The 18,514-nt window shown below is 38.2% G+C and carries 17 protein-coding genes and 1 other annotated feature; of the genes, 3 read left to right on the top strand and 14 right to left on the bottom strand.

What is annotated here, in order from left to right:
- Nucleotides 1–42: 42 nt before the first annotated feature.
- The 9 genes from minD to BN985_RS09980 all read right to left on the bottom strand — a co-directional run bounded on the left by minD (nt 43) and on the right by BN985_RS09980 (nt 8,069).
- Nucleotides 43–840 carry a septum site-determining protein MinD gene (gene minD / locus BN985_RS10020; RefSeq protein WP_042223336.1) on the bottom strand — a complete coding sequence of 266 codons (798 nt, stop codon included), beginning with the start codon at nt 838–840 and terminating at the stop codon, nt 43–45.
- Entirely contained in the window at nt 833–1,516 is a 684-nt protein-coding gene (minC, locus tag BN985_RS10015) for a septum site-determining protein MinC (protein ID WP_042223335.1), read from the bottom strand. Before minC ends, minD begins: the two co-directional genes overlap by 8 nt.
- 105 nt (nt 1,517–1,621) lie before the next feature.
- Nucleotides 1,622–2,161 carry a rod shape-determining protein MreD gene (mreD, locus tag BN985_RS10010; protein ID WP_042223334.1) on the bottom strand — a complete coding sequence of 180 codons (540 nt, stop codon included), beginning with the start codon at nt 2,159–2,161 and terminating at the stop codon, nt 1,622–1,624.
- Nucleotides 2,158–3,045 (bottom strand): rod shape-determining protein MreC, encoded by an 888-nt coding sequence (gene mreC / locus BN985_RS10005; protein WP_042223333.1) that lies wholly within the window; start codon nt 3,043–3,045, stop codon nt 2,158–2,160. The genes mreD and mreC overlap by 4 nt, the downstream gene beginning before the upstream one ends.
- Before the next feature lie 12 nt (nt 3,046–3,057).
- A complete protein-coding gene (locus BN985_RS10000) occupies nt 3,058–4,098 on the bottom strand; it encodes a rod shape-determining protein (RefSeq protein WP_042223332.1) in 1,041 nt (346 codons plus the stop codon).
- Nucleotides 4,099–4,507: 409 nt separating this feature from the next.
- Complete coding sequence (locus tag BN985_RS09995; protein WP_042223331.1) at nt 4,508–4,771, bottom strand: hypothetical protein; 264 nt, start codon at nt 4,769–4,771, stop codon at nt 4,508–4,510.
- A gap of 106 nt (nt 4,772–4,877) precedes the next feature.
- Nucleotides 4,878–5,567 (bottom strand): RadC family protein, encoded by a 690-nt coding sequence (radC, locus tag BN985_RS09990; protein ID WP_042223330.1) that lies wholly within the window; start codon nt 5,565–5,567, stop codon nt 4,878–4,880.
- A 182-nt stretch (nt 5,568–5,749) separates the two neighbouring features.
- On the bottom strand, nt 5,750–6,655 hold the full coding sequence (locus BN985_RS09985) for a hypothetical protein (RefSeq protein WP_042223329.1): 906 nt from the start codon (nt 6,653–6,655) through the stop codon (nt 5,750–5,752).
- A gap of 136 nt (nt 6,656–6,791) precedes the next feature.
- On the bottom strand, nt 6,792–8,069 hold the full coding sequence (locus tag BN985_RS09980) for a bifunctional folylpolyglutamate synthase/dihydrofolate synthase (RefSeq protein ID WP_042223328.1): 1,278 nt from the start codon (nt 8,067–8,069) through the stop codon (nt 6,792–6,794).
- Between the two features lie 78 nt (nt 8,070–8,147).
- On the opposite strand from BN985_RS09980, the gene BN985_RS09975 reads away from it, so the two are divergent.
- Together BN985_RS09975 and BN985_RS09970 are read left to right on the top strand one after the other, a co-directional pair.
- On the top strand, nt 8,148–9,065 hold the full coding sequence (locus BN985_RS09975) for an ATP-grasp domain-containing protein (protein ID WP_042223327.1): 918 nt from the start codon (nt 8,148–8,150) through the stop codon (nt 9,063–9,065).
- Entirely contained in the window at nt 9,058–9,933 is an 876-nt protein-coding gene (locus BN985_RS09970) for an ATP-grasp domain-containing protein (protein ID WP_042223326.1), read from the top strand. The genes BN985_RS09975 and BN985_RS09970 overlap by 8 nt, the downstream gene beginning before the upstream one ends.
- Nucleotides 9,934–10,105: 172 nt before the next feature.
- On the opposite strand, the gene BN985_RS09965 is transcribed toward BN985_RS09970, so the two are convergent.
- Nucleotides 10,106–12,751, bottom strand: coding sequence for a valine--tRNA ligase (locus BN985_RS09965; RefSeq protein WP_042223325.1), 2,646 nt, complete (start codon nt 12,749–12,751; stop codon nt 10,106–10,108).
- A gap of 155 nt (nt 12,752–12,906) precedes the next feature.
- Nucleotides 12,907–13,150 (bottom strand) — a binding site (T-box leader).
- 138 nt (nt 13,151–13,288) lie between these two features.
- Here BN985_RS09965 and BN985_RS09960 point away from each other — a divergent pair.
- Nucleotides 13,289–13,477, top strand: coding sequence for a hypothetical protein (locus BN985_RS09960; RefSeq protein ID WP_042223324.1), 189 nt, complete (start codon nt 13,289–13,291; stop codon nt 13,475–13,477).
- Here the strand turns inward: BN985_RS09960 and BN985_RS09955 are convergent.
- The 4 genes from BN985_RS09955 to hemB all read right to left on the bottom strand — a co-directional run bounded on the left by BN985_RS09955 (nt 13,474) and on the right by hemB (nt 18,513).
- Nucleotides 13,474–14,487 (bottom strand): phosphotransferase, encoded by a 1,014-nt coding sequence (locus BN985_RS09955; RefSeq protein WP_042223323.1) that lies wholly within the window; start codon nt 14,485–14,487, stop codon nt 13,474–13,476. The two genes, BN985_RS09960 and BN985_RS09955, sit on opposite strands and share 4 nt — an antisense overlap.
- A gap of 179 nt (nt 14,488–14,666) precedes the next feature.
- Nucleotides 14,667–15,824 (bottom strand): stage VI sporulation protein D, encoded by a 1,158-nt coding sequence (spoVID, locus tag BN985_RS09950; protein WP_042223322.1) that lies wholly within the window; start codon nt 15,822–15,824, stop codon nt 14,667–14,669.
- Nucleotides 15,825–16,191: 367 nt separating this feature from the next.
- On the bottom strand, nt 16,192–17,481 hold the full coding sequence (hemL, locus tag BN985_RS09945; protein ID WP_042223321.1) for a glutamate-1-semialdehyde 2,1-aminomutase: 1,290 nt from the start codon (nt 17,479–17,481) through the stop codon (nt 16,192–16,194).
- A 48-nt stretch (nt 17,482–17,529) separates the two neighbouring features.
- A complete protein-coding gene (hemB, locus tag BN985_RS09940; RefSeq protein ID WP_042223320.1) occupies nt 17,530–18,513 on the bottom strand; it encodes a porphobilinogen synthase in 984 nt (327 codons plus the stop codon).
- Nucleotide 18,514 lies beyond the last annotated feature (1 nt).

Genomic DNA, 18,514 nt, shown 5'->3' with positions numbered 1-18,514 from the left:
CCACAAGTATAATACTCGTAAGCTCAGGTTACTAGTTTACTATTATGCACGGATACCTAAAAACTTTTTCACTTTCTGAAAGACACCTTTTTCATCCTCAAGGGATTGGAGTGGCACCGTTTCGCCGAGAATTCTCCTAGCAATATTACGATATGCAATAGATGCTTTTGAGTTTGGCTGAAGAGCCACGGGCTCCCCACTATTCGATGCCTTTATAACATCGTCATCGTCGACCACAATTCCTATTAAATTAATGGATAAAATTTGTACAATATCATCTATTTCAATCATGTCGCCGTTTTTCATCATATGGTTACGAATACGATTTATAACTAGAAGTGGTGGGTCAATATCTTCCTGTTCTAATAGGCCAACAATTCGGTCAGCATCTCTAACACTAGACTTTTCTGGAGTTGTTACTACAATTGCTTTGTCCGCACCCGCAATAGCATTTTTAAATCCTTGTTCAATACCTGCAGGGCAGTCGATGATTACATAATCATACTCCTGCTTCAGCTCTGCAACGATTTTTCTCATGCCCTCTTCTGTTACAGCAGATTTATCGCTAGTTTGAGCTGCAGGCAATAGCGATAAGTAATCAAAACGCTTGTCCTTTATTAAGGCTTGTTTTAGCTTACAACGCTCCTCAATTACATCAACAATATCGTAAATTATACGATTTTCAAGTCCCATCACCACATCTAAGTTCCGTAAGCCAATGTCAGTATCAATCAAGCACACCTTTTTGTCCATAAGCGCTAAACCTGTACCAATGTTAGCAGTTGTAGTTGTTTTTCCTACACCACCCTTACCCGATGTAATTACAATTGCTTCACCCATTTTGCATTCTCCTTCCGAATCCGCTTATTTCGCTTTTATGTGAAAGAACTTGTAGTCGATCTATTACAATTTTATCTTGTTCTTCATCTATAAGACCACATTCCATATACACACCATCAGATTCATAATCTGGAGCACGACTGATATATTCTGCAATTCTAAGCTGACTTGGCTTCATATAGGAAGCGGTAATAAATGCTTGTTTGTCACCATTTATTCCTGCATGAGCGATCCCATTCAGCCTTCCCATTATGTAGATATTACCTGTCGAGACAACTTTTCCTCCAGGGTTTACATCACCTATTAAAAGTAGATCACCGGTAACCTCAAGTACCTGGCCTGAACGAATGATACGATTTACTGTCTTGACCTCACTCGCCTCTTGCCAGAGCAAGGCCTCTTCTCTGCGTACCACATCAGAAACAATTGAGTCTATTGTAAATCTCTCATCTTTGGCAATGATTTCACGTAATACTTCCTTCTGTTCTTCCTGTACATATCGATTACCAAGCTTTACTTTCACAGATACAACCGGTTCATCATGCTTTGGCCGACTTGCATGTATTTTTTCTCGCAATTCGTTTAAAGCATGTTCAAAAGTACAGGAATCATCAATAAATAAAGTGAGTCCTTCCTTTGTACCCTTTATTGTTATAAATTGTTTTTTATCAAGCACGATTACTCACCTCATTACTGTTACCTTAGCAATAGTTTCAACTTACATAACGCTATGTTCGTTACAAAACCTCCACAGCGATTAAAAATATTAAAACAAACCTCTTTATAATGTATTGTTTCCTGATAATTGTTCCTGCCCCCATGTAGTAAGGCGTTTTACAAACAAAGGATAAAGTATTACCAAGAAAACAAGGTTGGAAATGAGTGTAGGCAGCAAACGAGTCATAAAATAATCCTGCCATATCATATCGTTTACCCCAGCAACCAAATAAATAACATTTATAGAAATGTCAGAAAGGACTACCGCCACAACGCCCAATAAAATGCTCACATGGATATTAGCGTGTACCAATTTGTTTAATAGGTGGACAATATATATAGCAAAGGCATAAGAAAACATATATACACCCAATATACCTGTATATACAACATCAATTAGCAAACCAAACACGAGGGCATAGATGAAAGAATAGTAGGTTCTCTCATTTTCATAAAAAATCGTGATAAACACTAAAAAAATCAGGACCCAGTGTGGCACAATAAGCAAATCTCCTGTCAAGAGTCTTCCTGGCAATAGATCCAATGCCACACCCTCCAAAACAAGAAAAAGAAAGAGAATTAGTGGGAGGTATAAGCGTTTCATTCAGCTTCCTCCTCACTGACTTCCGTGTCACTTTCATTTTTCATTGCTCGGTCAACAACAATCACCTGATTTATATCGTACATATCGGCTGCTGGTTCTACTAGAGCTGTTCGAGTTAAACCATATTGATCCGGAACAACTTCTTTTACTTCACCAATAGGGAGACCAGAAGGGAAAACACCACCCAGACCAGAGGAGAATACTAACTCACCTTCTTCAAGGTCTTTCTCAGACTCTTCAATTATGCGAAACAAAAGGGATCCGGAATCTTGATCATACTCTTCTATCATCCCTACTATTTCACTACCGTCTTCACGGGAAACAGAAGCTGAGATACGATTAAATTGATCAAATCCAGACAATAATTGGACCTTGGCAGTAGAAGGAGATGTTGTAAGCACCTTTCCTATCATTCCGTCCGGTGTAATGACAGCCATATTTTCTGCAACACCATCATCATTACCTTTATTAATGGTAACCTGTTCGATCCAGCGTTCCGGTGACCTAGACATGACTGTTGCCTGGATAGGTGTAAAGTTACGCAACAGATCAGATTCTTTTAAATCGGCAATTTCTCTAAGTTCTTCATTCTCTTCTTTTAATCCTTGTACTTCGTAAATTAGCCCTTTATATTCTGCTAATTTTTCTTTTAATACTTGATTCTCCGTATATGTATCACGAAGATCATCAATATTTGTAAAGATCTCGGTTATAAAGTTAACTGGAGTGTGTACAATTTTCTGTGCAAACCCCACTGTGTCATGTATAAATTGTTCGGCTATTGTCAAATTCGTCCTGTCTCTTAGTGAATAACCAATTAAAGCGACTAGAACAATAAACCCTATCAAAAAAATAAATAGTTTTCTTCTACGTAAAAAAGACATCTTAACACCTGCTTAATCTATTGTCGGACGTGATGATACATTTGGATGGGAACGAAAATGTTGAATGTAATCTAGAGATTTACCAGTACCAATTGCTACGCTTTCCAGCGGATCCTCTGTTACAAATACAGGCATTTTTGTTTCATCACTGATCACCTGGTCAATGTTTTTTAGTAGAGATCCTCCACCCGAAAGAACAATCCCACGGTCCATAATATCAGCTGCAAGTTCAGGAGGCGTCTTCTCGAGTGTTGTCTTCACTGATTCTACAATAGCTGTTACCGTATCTTCAAGTGAATGGGCAATTTCTTTTGCAGTAATGGTGATGGTTTTTGGTAATCCAGTCAACAGATCTCGACCACGTATATCCATCTCATCATTTCCCTCTACTTCACCTGCAGTTCCAATATCCATTTTAATCGATTCAGCAGATCGCTCTCCTATTAATAGGCTATAATTCTTCTTAATATAAGATATAATGGCTTCGTCCATATCATCACCTGCAACACGGATGGACTGACTTGTCACCACACCACCTAAAGAAATAACAGCTACCTCCGTTGTCCCTCCGCCAATATCTACAATCATACTTCCAGTTGGTTCCCATACCGGGAGACCTGCTCCAATTGCTGCAGCGAATGGCTCAGAAATAGGATATGCCTCTTTTGCACCTGCCTGTTTAGTCGCATCAATGACAGCTCTCTCCTCAACCATCGTTATGCCAGAAGGAACACAGACCATAACATTTGGTTTTTTTGCAAAATAAGACCGATTCTTCATTGCTTTTTTTATATAATATTTCATCATAACTGCTGTCGTATCATAGTCTGCTATGACTCCATCCTTCATTGGACGGATAACAGTAATATTACCTGGTGTTCTGCCAATCATATTACGTGCAGAGTTTCCAACAGCTTCTATATCTCCTGTTTGAATGTTTTTTGATACAACAGACGGTTCACGTACTACCACGCCTTTTCCTTTAACAAATACAAGCGTATTAGCAGTACCCAAGTCTATCCCTAAATCTTGAGATAAATTAAAAATTCCCAATCAAATCTTCCTCTCCAATATTACACTATATCAATTATTTATATGTTATGTACTGTAGGGTTCTAACCTTAAATACATCACTAGCATAAGACTGTTAGGTAACAATCTTAATAAGCGCCACTTTCAAATGAAAATCGAAAAATGGCGCTGTCTATATGTTCGTCAATATAATTATACGAGAAAATTAATAAAATAGATAGTGTTATCCATATCCTATATTAGCTTTTTTAAGATGTTTCAAATTACGGTGTATATTAAATAGTGATTTTAATGCCACCTTATGTATCCATTAAAATTATTGAAAATTCTAACCTAAATTAATTATTAAAGAAATAAGGGTCTGAGTCCAAAAGTTTTTCGGACCCAGACCTTCATCTTTTTAATGCTGATGGATGTTTATTAAGGTTATTCATTTCGACCCTAACGACTCTTGAATTGTCTCTAATTGTTTTTCTAAATGCTCAAGTCTTTTTTCTAATTGTTGATCTTTTGCCTTCTGCATAGCGTCTTCCTCTACTGCTTCTTCAATAGCCAATGTGGCGGCATATGTTCCTAAAGCATCCCCTAATGTACTGAATATTCCTGCAATCCAGGCGATTTTTAAACTTGCAGCCAGCTGTAACTCCTGTTCGCCCTCAGACTTTTTCGCAACATTTTTGTATTTCTCGTTCATTTCTGCCAACCCCTATGTCAATCATCAACTTATAAATAGAATATTCGAGTTGGGCATTTCCCGTTAACATATTTACTAATTCAGTAAAATTAATTTACCTCTCCCTTTATACATATCCTTTTTCCTTTAAAGAGACAAACTTTCTATCTCCAATAATTAGGTGGTCTAAAAGCTCAATACCAATCATTTTCCCAGAGTCAACTAGTCTTCTCGTTACATGAATGTCTTCTTTAGATGGGGTGGGGTCGCCTGAAGGGTGGTTGTGGATTACAATAATGGAGGCAGCTGATCGTTTGACAGCTTCTCTGAAAACTTCTCTTGGATGAACAATAGAAGCGTTTAAGCTTCCAATAAATATTGTTTGGCGATGGATAACCTGATTCTTTGTATCTAAAAATAATACAACAAAATGTTCTTGTCTCAAGGTTCGCATTTCTTCCATAACATAGTTAGCACCATCTTCTGGAGAGCGAATGACATAACGAACTTCTGGCTTGTATTGACTCATTCTTTTGCCTAATTCAATAGAGGATAGGAGCTGGACACCTTTGGCAGTACCTATACCTTTTATTGCTGTTAACTCTTCAATGGTCGCGTCATGTAACAACTTAAGCCCTTCAAAATGCATAAGAACGCGATTAGAAAGGGCCATTACAGATTCAGCTTTCGTGCCACTACCAAGTAAAATAGCCAGCAACTCTTGATTTGATAGGTGATCTGCACCATTTTCCAGCAGCCTCTCACGGGGACGATCATTTTTTGGAACATTTTTTATCATAATGGAGGAAACTGTCATTATCTATCATCCTTCCTTTGCTATTGATATCCTCCATTATATATCTCCTAGCGAGTAGAACAACTACCCGAAATGATGATTTAGTCATTATTCCTCCTGGCAAATATGGTTTTTCTGCTAGATAAAATGGGTTTATGGGCTAGGTGAATTACTAGATAATTCAATTCTTTATACCAATCCCATTATTGCATTTCCACTGCGTTGGTATAGAGGTTCCAAAGCAGTAGTAGTTGATGTTGTGCTTCCTGCGCTGTTAGACTCTCTGCTAGTTTAGCTGTGTTTCTCACTTCATCTGCTAGCGAGGTGAAAGGACTGGGATCGGTAGGTAAAGCTTGATTAAGATTTTCCCAGACTTCCTTATCCAATGGTCGTTCATTGGTAAGCTCATTCCTCGCTTCCAACCAGTTTGTTTGAAGCTGCTCTAACCAGCCTTTATTCTCCTCAGATACTTTTAGCTTTCCTGCTTCTGTACTCCATTGTTTAACATAGAATTCTAAGCCGTCTTTAGTAATTTCATCCCGAAGCTCTATTGCCCCTTCTTTATCTTGGGCAATACCAGCCAAGAGATAGAACTGGTTGTCTTTTTCCCACAAAACTGTCGACACACCAGATTCTTTATATGTTTCTGCCCACTCTGCAGCATTCTCCCTACCCGAAAAAACCCCTGCTTGGAGAACAAAAGCACTCATCGATTCAAATGCTATCTCGGCATTTTTATTCTCTTCATCTGCGGTTTCTACTTCTGCCGGGACAGCAGCATTACTGTTTGTAGGTAGCTCTGGATCAATTGAGCTGAACATTTGTAGCAAAATTACTCCCAAAAGCGTCCCGACCCCCAACGCAGAAGCAATGGTAATCAAAATTGGCTTTAAAGCTACCCACCGGTTACGTTTATTCGATTTTGATTCGTATTGATTTGTCACTTTCCTCGTATAAAGTGGGACCTCCTCAGGCCTCTGAATTCTTTCTACAGAGGCAGCGGTTTCTTCTTTTGATTGAGGCTCAGATAATTTTCTTGAAGTGGTGTTGACTTTTATTTTGACCTGCTTTCCGTCTTCCCACAAAACGACTAGTTTATCCTTGTCCACATTTTCCCCTCCGTTACTGGAATGGTAGATATACACACTCTAGCATACGAAGTTTGCAAAGTAAGAAGAATCCTGTCACACTAGCAGAAAATCTTTAGACATATATCGAGAAAGATGCTAAGAGTATCCGTTACATTCAAGATTTGATTTCAAAAAAATTTCTTACTTGCATAATAAAATGAAGCGAACCTGTAATAAAGTATACTTGGTTAGTCTCATTCATAAATTTGACTGCATTATGCCAGTGGGCATATTGCAAAGAACGATCTCTATTAAGATAAACTTGAAGATCGTTTTTCTCAGCTGCTCGAGGGTGGTCAAAAGTTGTTAGGGTGATAGATGTAAAATGAGGGCTGAGCAAGTCAAGCATTGTTTCCATATCCTTATCCTTAAACACACCAAATAAAAGATGTCTTTCCTTGTTAGGGTAATAGTTCAGAACAGAAGAAAGAAAAGAATTGATTCCATCTGGATTATGAGCACCATCCAAAATAACGTTTGGCCATTCATTAACTAGTTCAAATCTTCCCGGTACTGTCGTATGACTGATAGCGTTTAACGCTCTAGGCATCTCAATTGCGTAACCTTCCCGTATAAGCAACGAAATTGCCTTTATTGCCAATGCTGCATTTTCTGCCTGTTGGGACCCTTTCATCTGTAATTTTAATTTTTGGGAATAATCAGTACCATCCTTCCACTCTAAATTCTGAACCCCGTTTTCTATTGATGCAGTATGAATTGTAAAATCAGATCCGAGTTGATATAAAGCAGTTTGACGCAGGTCTACTTCATTTACAATTACATGGTTCGCATCTGGCTTCAGTTCACCCGTTATAACCGGTACATCTGATTTAATAATCCCAGCCTTATGGTAAGCAATATCTTTCAAGTGATCACCTAAAAAGCCAGTATGGTCCATTGCCACATTTGTTATAATGGATAAGAGTGGCTCAAAACAATTGGTAGTATCTTCTCTCCCCCCCATCCCAGCCTCTATAACTGCAATATCGCTATGCTGGGAAAAATAAAGAAACGCAAGTGCTGTAATGATTTCAAATTCTGTAGGATGCATACCTTGCTGATCCAGTTTCTTTATACTTGAATAAAGTCTATTTAACTCAATAAGAAACTCTCTTTCGGTTATGGGTCCTTCTTGATTCCAAATATGCCCTGTTAAATTAGGGCTGGGTGAACAAAAAAGCCCTACGTTGTAACCATTTGCTATAAGTGCGTCTCTTATATATTGAGAGGTTGATCCTTTGCCATTCGTACCCGCAATATGAATTGCTTTCATACTTTTTTGTGGTTCATCAGATAAATGAAGTAGTGTTTTGATTCGATCAAGACCGGGCTTAATCCCATAGCTCTTTCTACTTTCAATAAAATTAATCACCTGATCAAATGTAGTAAACATATTTATCCCCTACCTCTAATTAAAGTATTAGTTGTATAAATTTAAACTAGAATTAGTATAGCAGAAAGGAACATCTTCATGAATTTACATGGTTGGATAATTTATAACGGAAGTTTAAAAGGAAACAAATTTTTAGATTTTGCTGAATGGATACAAAGTTCCGCACTAAAGCAAGGAAGCACTACAAGTATTTACAAAAACAATGAGCTATTAGTTTCATTACAAACTAATGAGCTTAAAATTCTATCAGATGGGTCGCCAAAATTGCCCGATTATGTCGTTTTTGCAGATAAAGACATCTACTTGGCAAAGCAATTGGAATTACTTCGTATACCAGTGTTTAATCCATCTCGGTCCATTGAGATAAGTGATGATAAAATTGCCACATTTCAAGAATTAGCCAAATACGACCTTCCCATTCCCCAAACGTTTGTGGCTCCAAAGGTTTTCATGAAAGGAAATACCAATTTAGAAGACTTACATGGGGTTTCGGAGGCACTAGGATTCCCTTTAATAATGAAAGAGGCTTTTGGTTCATTTGGCGAACAAGTCTATCTTATTAAAGATGAGAAAGAGTTAATGAATAAAGCACTTGAACTTCAAGGGAAACCTTATCTTTATCAGGAGTTTATTTCCTCCAGTTTTGGAAAAGATCTCAGACTACATGTTGTGGGGGATAAAGTAGTTGCTGCCATGAAACGCCAATCGAAAAATGATTTTCGTGCGAATGTATCTGCAGGTGGTAGCATGCAAGCATACGTGCCTTCAGCACAAGAAGAAAAATTAGCAGTAGCAGCTACTAAAGCTATTGGTGCAAATTTTGCTGGAGTTGACCTGTTGTTGGGTGTTGATGGACAGCCCATCATTTGCGAAATTAATTCTAATGCCCATATACGTAATATGTTCGACTGTACCGGCATTAACGTTGCTGATTATATAATGCAATATATTTTAATGGTTCTTGAGCATAACAAAATTGGTGAAGACCATGCTTAGTGGATGGCTTATTTATAATAAGGACAAAGCAGATGAAAACCGATCGTACATAGATTGGTTTTTATCAGAAGCTTCCCAGCAAAATATCTCGCTTTCCCTCATTTATCGAGAAGACCTTACCATTGGAATTAAGGATAATCAGCCTACTACATGGTGGAAAGGCAACATGATTTCTTTCCCTGTCTTCGCAGTTGTACGAACAATCGATCCCTTCTTAAGCAAACACTTGGAGGAAGGAGGTTGCCATGTCTTTAACTCATCGACCGTGTCAGAAATTGCGAATGACAAGGCCCTGGCTCATCTCACCATACAGCGTTTAGACATCCCAATGCTGGACAGTTTTTTTCTTAAAAAGGAAGATACTCAGAACGAAGTACCTCCTCTTGATTATCCGTTCGTCTTAAAAGAGCCGCATGGTAGAGGTGGTTCGCAGGTGTACATGATAGAAGATGAATTTATGTTTAAGCAATCCATTTCCTATATACATTCGGATTACATGTTGGTCCAGCCATGCAATGTACAACGCGGTAAGGATATACGTGTATTTGTAGTAGGAAAGAAAATAGTCGGGGCGGTTTTAAGGCAGAGCGATAGTGACTTTCGCGCTAACTATAAGCTTGGTGGATCTGCCGAACTATACCTGTTAAATGAGCAGGAACGAATACAAATTGAGAGGATCATTTCATATTTTGATTTTGGGATGGTTGGGATTGATTTCTTACTTGATGAGGAAGGTAATCTGCTTTTTAATGAAATAGAAGATATTGTCGGTTCAAGGACACTTAGCGCTGTAAGTGATATCAACATACTACAAATCTACATTCAATTTATAAAGGATGAAATAATGAAAAACAGGGATTATACTTAACTCAATTTATTGAGTCAAATGACAGGCGATGTAGATATAGAAAGGTTTCTAATTATTGTTCCGAAATACTCGCTAATTATAAGTCCGATACTCAAAAAATCCGAACTAGATTAATGAAAACTTAATCATAGTTCGGATATAATTTCAGCTATATTACTGGATTTTGTTTAAATTATTTTAATTCCTGCAATCTAGCTTTTACTTTTGCCTGCTTATCTAGATAATCAGTTTCTTTCTGTTTCTCTTCTGCTACTACATGTTCTGGAGCCTTGCTTACGAATCCCTTGTTTGCTAGCTTTTTCTGAACACGTTCTACTTCTTTTGTCCATTTAGCAAGCTCATTTTCAAGCCGTTCTCTTTCCTTATTAAAGTCAATTAAACCTTCAAGTGGGAGGAAGAGCTCCGCTCCTGTTACCACTGCACTCATAGCCTTCTCAGGCACCGCAACTTTCTCAGCTATTTCTAGCTCACTTGTATTACAGAATCGTTCAAGATAATCGCGGTTATTTTCCAATTCAGCTGTTATCGTAGCAGATTCAGTTTGGGTTAATAACTTAATTTGTTTAGACATTGGTGTGTCTACTTCTGCCCGAATGTTCCGTACTGATTTAATAATTGCTACAAGTCGCTTCATTTCATTTACTGCTTTTTCGTCATCAAATTCAGGGTTTTCTATAGGCCACTGTGCAATGGTGATAGAAGGTCCTTCATGTGGAAGCTGTTGCCAAATCTCTTCTGTAATAAACGGCATAAATGGATGTAACATACGCATCGTTTGATCTAAAACATGCGCAAGTACGGAACGAGTGGTTTTCTTCCGTTCTTCATCTTCACCGTATAAAGGAAGTTTTGCCATCTCTATATACCAATCACACAAATCATCCCAAATAAAATTGTAAAGGTGTCGTCCTGCTTCCCCAAACTCATATTTCTCATTATTTTTTGTTACATGTCCAATTGTCTCATTAAGCCTTGCTAATATCCATTTGTCTGCGAGTGATTTTTCTCCTGACAAATCAATATCATCATAAGCAAAGCCTTCCATGTTCATTAGTGAAAATCTGGAAGCATTCCATACTTTATTGGCAAAATTCCAGGTTGATTCAACTTTTTCCCAGTGAAAACGCAGATCCTGCCCAGGGGTTGATCCTGTTAATAAGAAGTACCGTAGAGAGTCTGCTCCGTATTTTTCAATTACATCCATTGGATCAACGCCATTCCCAAGGGACTTACTCATTTTACGTCCTTCTGCATCTCGTATCAAACCATGAATAAGTACGTCATTAAATGGCTTCACATCGGTAAATTCCTTTGACTGGAAGATCATTCGAGCAACCCAGAAAAAGATAATGTCATATCCAGTTACCAATACACCTGTTGGGAAATATCGTTTGAAATCGTCTGAATCTGTATCTGGCCAGCCCATTGTAGAAAATGGCCACAATGCAGAAGAGAACCATGTATCAAGTACATCCTCATCCTGTACCCAGTTTTCACTGTCTTCAGGAGCTTCTTTTCCTACATACAATTCATTTGTTTCTTTATGATACCATGCAGGAATTCGATGGCCCCACCATAGCTGTCGAGAGATACACCAGTCTCGAATATTATCCATCCAATTCAGGTAAGTGCGTTCAAATCGATCTGGTACAAAGTTGACTTTATCTTCTGTTTGTTGCATTTCCACAGCAGCATCAGCCAATGGCTGCATGTCTACAAACCACTGTGTGGACAAATAAGGCTCTACAACTGCTCCACTTCTCTCAGAATGCCCCACCTGATGTGTGTGTTCTTCAATCTTAAATAACACGCCCATATCCTGTAGATCTTTGACAATCTGTTTACGGCAGACAAAACGATCTAAGCCTTCATATTTTCCAGCTTTATCATTCATCGTGCCGTCTTCGTTCATGACAAGAACTCTTTCTAAGTTGTGACGATTACCTATTTCAAAGTCGTTTGGATCATGTGCAGGAGTTATTTTGACAGCTCCTGAACCAAATTCTCTATCTACATAGTCATAGGCAACTATTTCTATTTCCCTGCCCACAATAGGTAATACTACTTTCTTCCCAATTAAATGACTATAACGCTCATCCTTCGGGTGTACTGCAACAGCTGTATCTCCGAGCATTGTCTCTGGACGTGTAGTCGCAATTTCAATATATTCGTCGCTATCTTTTATTGGATAACGAAAGTGATAGAATTTCCCCTGAACTTCCTCGTAAATAACTTCAATATCTGATAATGCTGTTTTCGTTTTTGGATCCCAATTGATAATATATTCACCGCGATAAATCCAGCCTTTTTCATAAAGCTTAACAAATACTTCTTTGACTGCCTCAGACAAGCCATCATCCAACGTAAAACGTTCACGAGAATAATCTAGTCCTAAGCCTAACTTTTCCCACTGTGATCGAATGAAGTCTGCATATTCGGATTTCCATTCCCAAGCAGTTTCAAGAAATTTTTCTCTTCCTAGCTCGTAACGATTTGTCCCTTGCTCCTTTAGTTTTGCTTCTACTTTTGCTTGTGTTGCAATACCAGCATGGTCCATACCTGGAAGCCATAGAACATCATATCCTTGCATTCGCTTCATTCTTGAAATAGTATCCTGCATGGTTGTATCCCATGCATGGCCAAGATGAAGCCTTCCAGTTACGTTTGGTGGTGGAATGACAATGGAGTAAGGTTCTTTTTCAGACGCTCCTCCCTCTGCTTCAAAATACTTTCCTTCTAACCAAAATTGATATCTGTTTTCCTCTACTTCCTGGGGATTATACTTTGCAGAAAGTGTTTGTTTTTCTTCTTGACTCATACTAACTCCTCCTTTTTTCATTTTAGAAAAACTGGCATTCGTTAGTAGCGAATGTGCTCGTTTTTCTTTACTTGGTACTCCAAGAATTTAACTACGTCGTCATATCTACCTAGCTAAAATACTTTTCTAACGTAAAAAAACCTTTTCATCCTGTTAAAAAGGACGAAAAGGTTTTAATTTCCGTGGTACCACCTTTGTTTACAGGCCACTCGCAGACAGACCTGTACACTTCATTAATTGATAACGGTTTGTAACCGGCATTCTTCTACTAACACATCGTGTTCAAAGATGCAGCATCAGGAGCGACCTTCCAGAATAAGCTCAGCCGGGAAACTTTCACCAAGTATTTCCCTCTCTTTAGACAGTTCATTCCGTACTCTTCTCCATCATTGCCTTTTATAATATCTAGATACATTTTATAGTTAAGCTGTTTTTACGTCAACTATTATTTAGCATGGTTGCACAAATACCCTATGTTTATACATAGTATATTAAAACATACGTAAAAAGTGAAGGAATAGAAAGGAGATGATCATATTGGCTCGTTATTATCGCTACAAACTACCCCCTTGGGCAAGAAATTGTTTAATTGTAGCTGAAAAAGTGACTCTGCCTATCTTGCTTTTTCAATTAGTCCGAACATTATTTTTCCCTACAACATTGGATGTCTTTTTACTTGGTTTAATAGTTGGTGTTTTTATTGCCTTTTATTTAGAGTGGATTTAACCTTCTAGGTCATCAAATGTGATTGTCTCATACTGTTTTTCCACATAATCAGACCATTCCAGACCAAAGGTCAACTGTCTGTATGCTCGCTGTAGTTGTCGAGTCGTTACGATCATCGATTGGCTTGAAGCATTTTCAACATATTCCTGAATTAGTCGACAATAGGAAAATGGGTGTAATAAATGAATTGTCAAAAGCTGTAATTCCTTTTCAGATAGTTTATTTTCCTTTATGTAAGAATCAAATTGCTCTGTGTAAGCAGAAGTTGGGGCATCGTAGTCAAGTGTTTCTGCACGAAAGAAGTGTACTAGATCCATCGTGGCATTTTCATAACGTGCTTGCTCCCAATTTATAAACTGTGTATGGTGATGATACAACAAGTGATCTCTGTTTAATTGACCGTGACACATGCTAGTATTCCAAGTTAATTGTTCATCATCAGACACATATACGAGTTGTTTCAAACGCTTCGTCAGATTCTGAAACACCAACTCCATATCACGGAATTGCGTGCACACCATGAGCTCTAAAGGTGACATATAGTGTGATTGTTCAAAACGGGCAACCGTTCTGTTTAGTTCATTAAACAGCGTTTCACAAGCCTGCTCGTATGTACCGAATTCTCGTATAAAAGTGTCTTTATCAATTTGTTTAGATTGTTTCGTTTTGGCATGCACCAAACCAATACTACTATAAAAATCTGCCAGGTTTCGTGAATCACCTCTGTTGCTATCTTGTTCAATCCATGGCATCAAATAATAATATTTACCGAGATGCTCTTGATATAACTGCCCATTTCTTGTCATATATACTGGCAAAAAAGAAGATAGTTGATGGTAATCTGCCAGTTTAAGGGCTCTTTCCCAATTTGCTATCGCGCCCGAAGACAGCTTACTTTCTTTAAGCGCATAGGAGCGATTTCCATCATATATTTTCCATAGATGTGTTGTAATGTTTTCTACTGTTAAAGGATATACAGAATACAACTTCAATATTTTTTCGATTTCCAACCTATTTCACCACCTTAGGAATAGTGCTTCCGCCCTTCTTTAGCGAAGGAGCGTTTTGTTGTATATTTAGACATTAAGATTCGTCTGTAATTAAATCCCTAAACAAAACTTTTTAGAGGTTAAAATACATGTAAAAAGTACTACCCCTTGTTTGTTAGTCAAGGGGCAGTGATGTAGCTTTATCTTTTTCTTGGAATGTATAGAAGTTGCCCTTCCGATACTTCATAAGCATCATCAAGGTGATTTTGCTTAATAAGCTGAAGTGTTGTAATTTGATACCTCTCTGCAATCGATTCAATTGTATCCTTTTCCTGAACAATGCAAAGACGCATCTTGGTATACTGTTCCTCTTCGTTGCCACGGAACATGTCTGATAGGTAACTAACATCCGAAACAGGATCTTCGCGACTGTCTGAATTTTCATTTGCTTCGTATTCTACTGTGGATTCTTCAGTATCTGTTTCACCAACTTCTTCCGTTTCCATTAGATCCGCATCATTTTCACTACTACTTTCTTCTTCAGTTGTAGGCTTGTTAAAAAATTCACTAAAGGACTTGGTCTCTTTGTATTTCCATCTATCTTCCTCTTTTTCTTCTTCTATCGCTTGATTAAGCTCTGGAATTTCAGGAGGAGTAAACGGAGTAGACTTTACTTCTTCTGATGATGTCTCTCCCTTTTCTTTAAACTCAAACTGAAAATCCAACTCTTCTCGTTCCAATTCAAGACTTGCTTCTTCTTCCTGCGTATCTTCTACATCTTCTAGAAATGGTTCTTCCCTCTGTTCCTGCTCTTCATGGTTCATAAACACTGAATCTGATTTTTCAGTATCATCACTTGATTCTTCCTGTGAGCTAACCTCTTCTACTTCATATGTGTCAGTTTCTTTACTTCTAGGTGCTTCCTTCATTTCACTAATTCCGTATATCTCTATAGTAGAATATAACTTGAGACTACTATCATCCGGAATCTCATAATCGAAGGAATCAATATAGACTGAAACATCGTCAAGGTTGTTTACACGATAGGTAGGAACAGAAATTTCAACAGGAAAGCGGTGTGTAAATTCCACTCTACCATCCGTTAGTTCCTCAACTTTTTCCACAAAACGTTTTGCTTGATAGTCTTCTAATTCAATCGTATCCTCTTTTTGTAAAGCAACCTTCTGATATTCACCTTTTAATTCAATAACTCCCCTTATGGAAATATATTCATTAAAAGGCTGGATCGAAATATCAGGTTCTAACGAGATGCCTTTCATTTCTGCTACTTCTTGCCCTCTTTCAAATGAAAGAACTTCATTCAATTCAAAGCTAAAAACTGCGCGATCATTTGACACCTAGCTTCCTCCCTTCAACATATTCCATATGTTTATATGTCTTATTCATCTATATGAACAATGATTTAGGGATATGCTTCATTTACCTGATTCCGATTTTTCCAGGAAAAAAAGCTTAGAACCACTATAATAAATAACACAAATTAGAATGCTCGGGAGTCCATGCCAACCACTTACTGTACAGTAGTCTATCATGTTTTTATAGAGAGAACACAAACTTTCTTGTCCATCCATTTTTAAACTTATTTAAAACCTTTTCTTTAACGTTTCTTAGACAACAAAAAAGCCAAGAGGTTTCGAATTCTAGAGAGAATTCGAATAACCAATTGGCATAGCCTGTAAGATATTTTATATCTAGTTAAACTTACTACTTTTTTATTGATGCAAATGCATGATTAACAGCCTTAATCGTTCTTTCAATATCCTCATCAGTGTGTGAGGTGGAAAGGAATAATCCTTCAAACTGAGAAGGTGGAAGGAAAACACCCTGCTCCATCATGGCCCTGTAATATTGAGCAAAATAATCTAAGTTTGCAGATTGGGCTGTTTCATAATTTATAACATCTTTTTCTGTAAAGAATACACCAACCATAGATCCCGCCCTATTAATTTGGAGTGGGATCTCATGCTCTCTTGCAGCATTTTTAAAGCCTTCTATTAAGCGATCTACCTTTTTGTTAATTTGCTCGTAGGATGATTCATCTAACGCACTCAGTGTCTCAAGCCCTGCCGTCATTGCAAGTGGATTACCTGATAAGGTACCTGCTTGATAAATAGTCCCGGTTGGAGCGACTTTCTCCATGATTTCACGCTTTCCACCATATGCTCCTACTGGAAGGCCGCCACCTATCACTTTTCCGAGACAGGTTAAATCTGGCGTGACCCCAAAATGCCCTTGAGCACAATGAAAACCAACACGAAAACCTGTCATTACTTCATCAAAGATAAGCAGGGAACCATTTTCTTCAGTTATAGAACGTAAATCCTCTAAGAACGTTTCTTGTGGAGGAACAACCCCCATGTTTCCAGAAACTGGCTCAACAATAACTGCTGCAATATCTTCACCGAAACGTTCAAATGCATAGCGAACACTTTCCATATCATTATAAGGTACTGTGATCGTATTTTCCGCTATTCCCTTTGGCACCCCTGGACTATCCGGTAGACCCAAGGTAGCTACACCAGAACCGGCTTTTATAAGCAAGGAATCACCATGGCCATGATAATTTCCTTCAAACTTAAGTATCTTATCTCTTCCAGTATATCCTCTAGCGAGTCTTAACGCGCTCATAGTAGCCTCTGTACCAGAATTAACCATTCTTACCATTTCGATAGACGGTACACGGTCAATCACCAGTTGAGCCAACTTATTTTCTAGTATAGTTGGTGCACCAAAGCTTGTCCCGTTTTCAACTACTTCTTTTAGCTTCCCAACTACCCGCTCATCGGCATGACCGAGAATTAGGGGGCCCCAGCTAAGCACGTAGTCAATGTACTCATTTCCATCGATATCAAAAATCTTGGAACCTTTTCCTGATTGCATAAACACTGGTGACATACCAACTGATTTAAAAGCACGTACAGGAGAATTTACTCCTCCTGGCATAAGATCAACTGCTTCTTTGTACGCATCCTGTGAATTTGTTAAATTAAGCATAATGACAATCACCTCTATCCGAAATTTTTCCTGACCTGCAGGTCGCTCTTACTTTTCATTCAACCATTTTGCTACATCTTTTGCAAAGTATGTGATAATTAAATCTGCACCTGCACGCTTCATAGAAGTCAATTTCTCCATCACAAGTTCTTTTTCGTTAATCCAGCCATTTAAGGCAGCAGCTTTGACCATGGAATACTCGCCGCTCACATTATATGCTACGACAGGTAAATTCGTATAATTTTTCACATCACGTACAATATCCAAATAAGAAAGGGCGGGTTTTACAATTAAAAAGTCTGCACCCTCTGCAATATCCGACTCAGCTTCTCTTAATGCTTCCTGGCGGTTTGCAGGGTCCATTTGATACGTTTTACGGTCCCCAAATTGCGGTGTACTGTCCGCAGCATCACGGAATGGACCATAAAAAGCGGATGAATATTTTACAGCATAAGACATGATCGGAATATTTGTATACCCAGCCTCATCTAATGCTTTACGAATAACGGCAACAAAACCATCCATCATGTTAGATGGTGCAATGATATCTGCACCTGCTTCAGCCTGTGAGACAGCTGTTTTCGCTAACAGTGGAAGGGAAGCATCGTTATCAACATCATGATTATGAATTAGACCGCAATGGCCATGTGACGTGTATTCACAGAGACATGTATCTGCAACAACGAGTATTTCCGGATAGGCTTCTTTAACCTTTCTCGTAGCTTGTTGTACAATTCCATCAGCAATAAATGCGCCTGTTCCTTCTTCATCCTTTTCGTTCGGTACACCAAACAGCATAATTGCTTTAATTCCTAAATCATAAATCTCTGTAAGTTCTTCTTCTAAACGATCCAGGGTTACCTGAAAAACTCCAGGCATAGAAGGAACCTCGTTTTTAATATTTGTTCCTTCTAATATAAATAAAGGGTATATAAAATCATCGGTGCTCAATTTTGTCTCCCTTACTAATGAACGCATGGAAGCAGAACTACGTAGCCTGCGATGTCGTTTGAACTCAGATGTATTTGACATA

This window comes from Oceanobacillus manasiensis, from assembly GCF_000724085.1.
Taxonomy (GTDB): domain Bacteria; phylum Bacillota; class Bacilli; order Bacillales; family Amphibacillaceae; genus Oceanobacillus_B; species Oceanobacillus_B manasiensis.
Note: the sequence above shows the minus strand (reverse complement) of the source record. Positions and strands in the feature narration are given on the sequence as shown.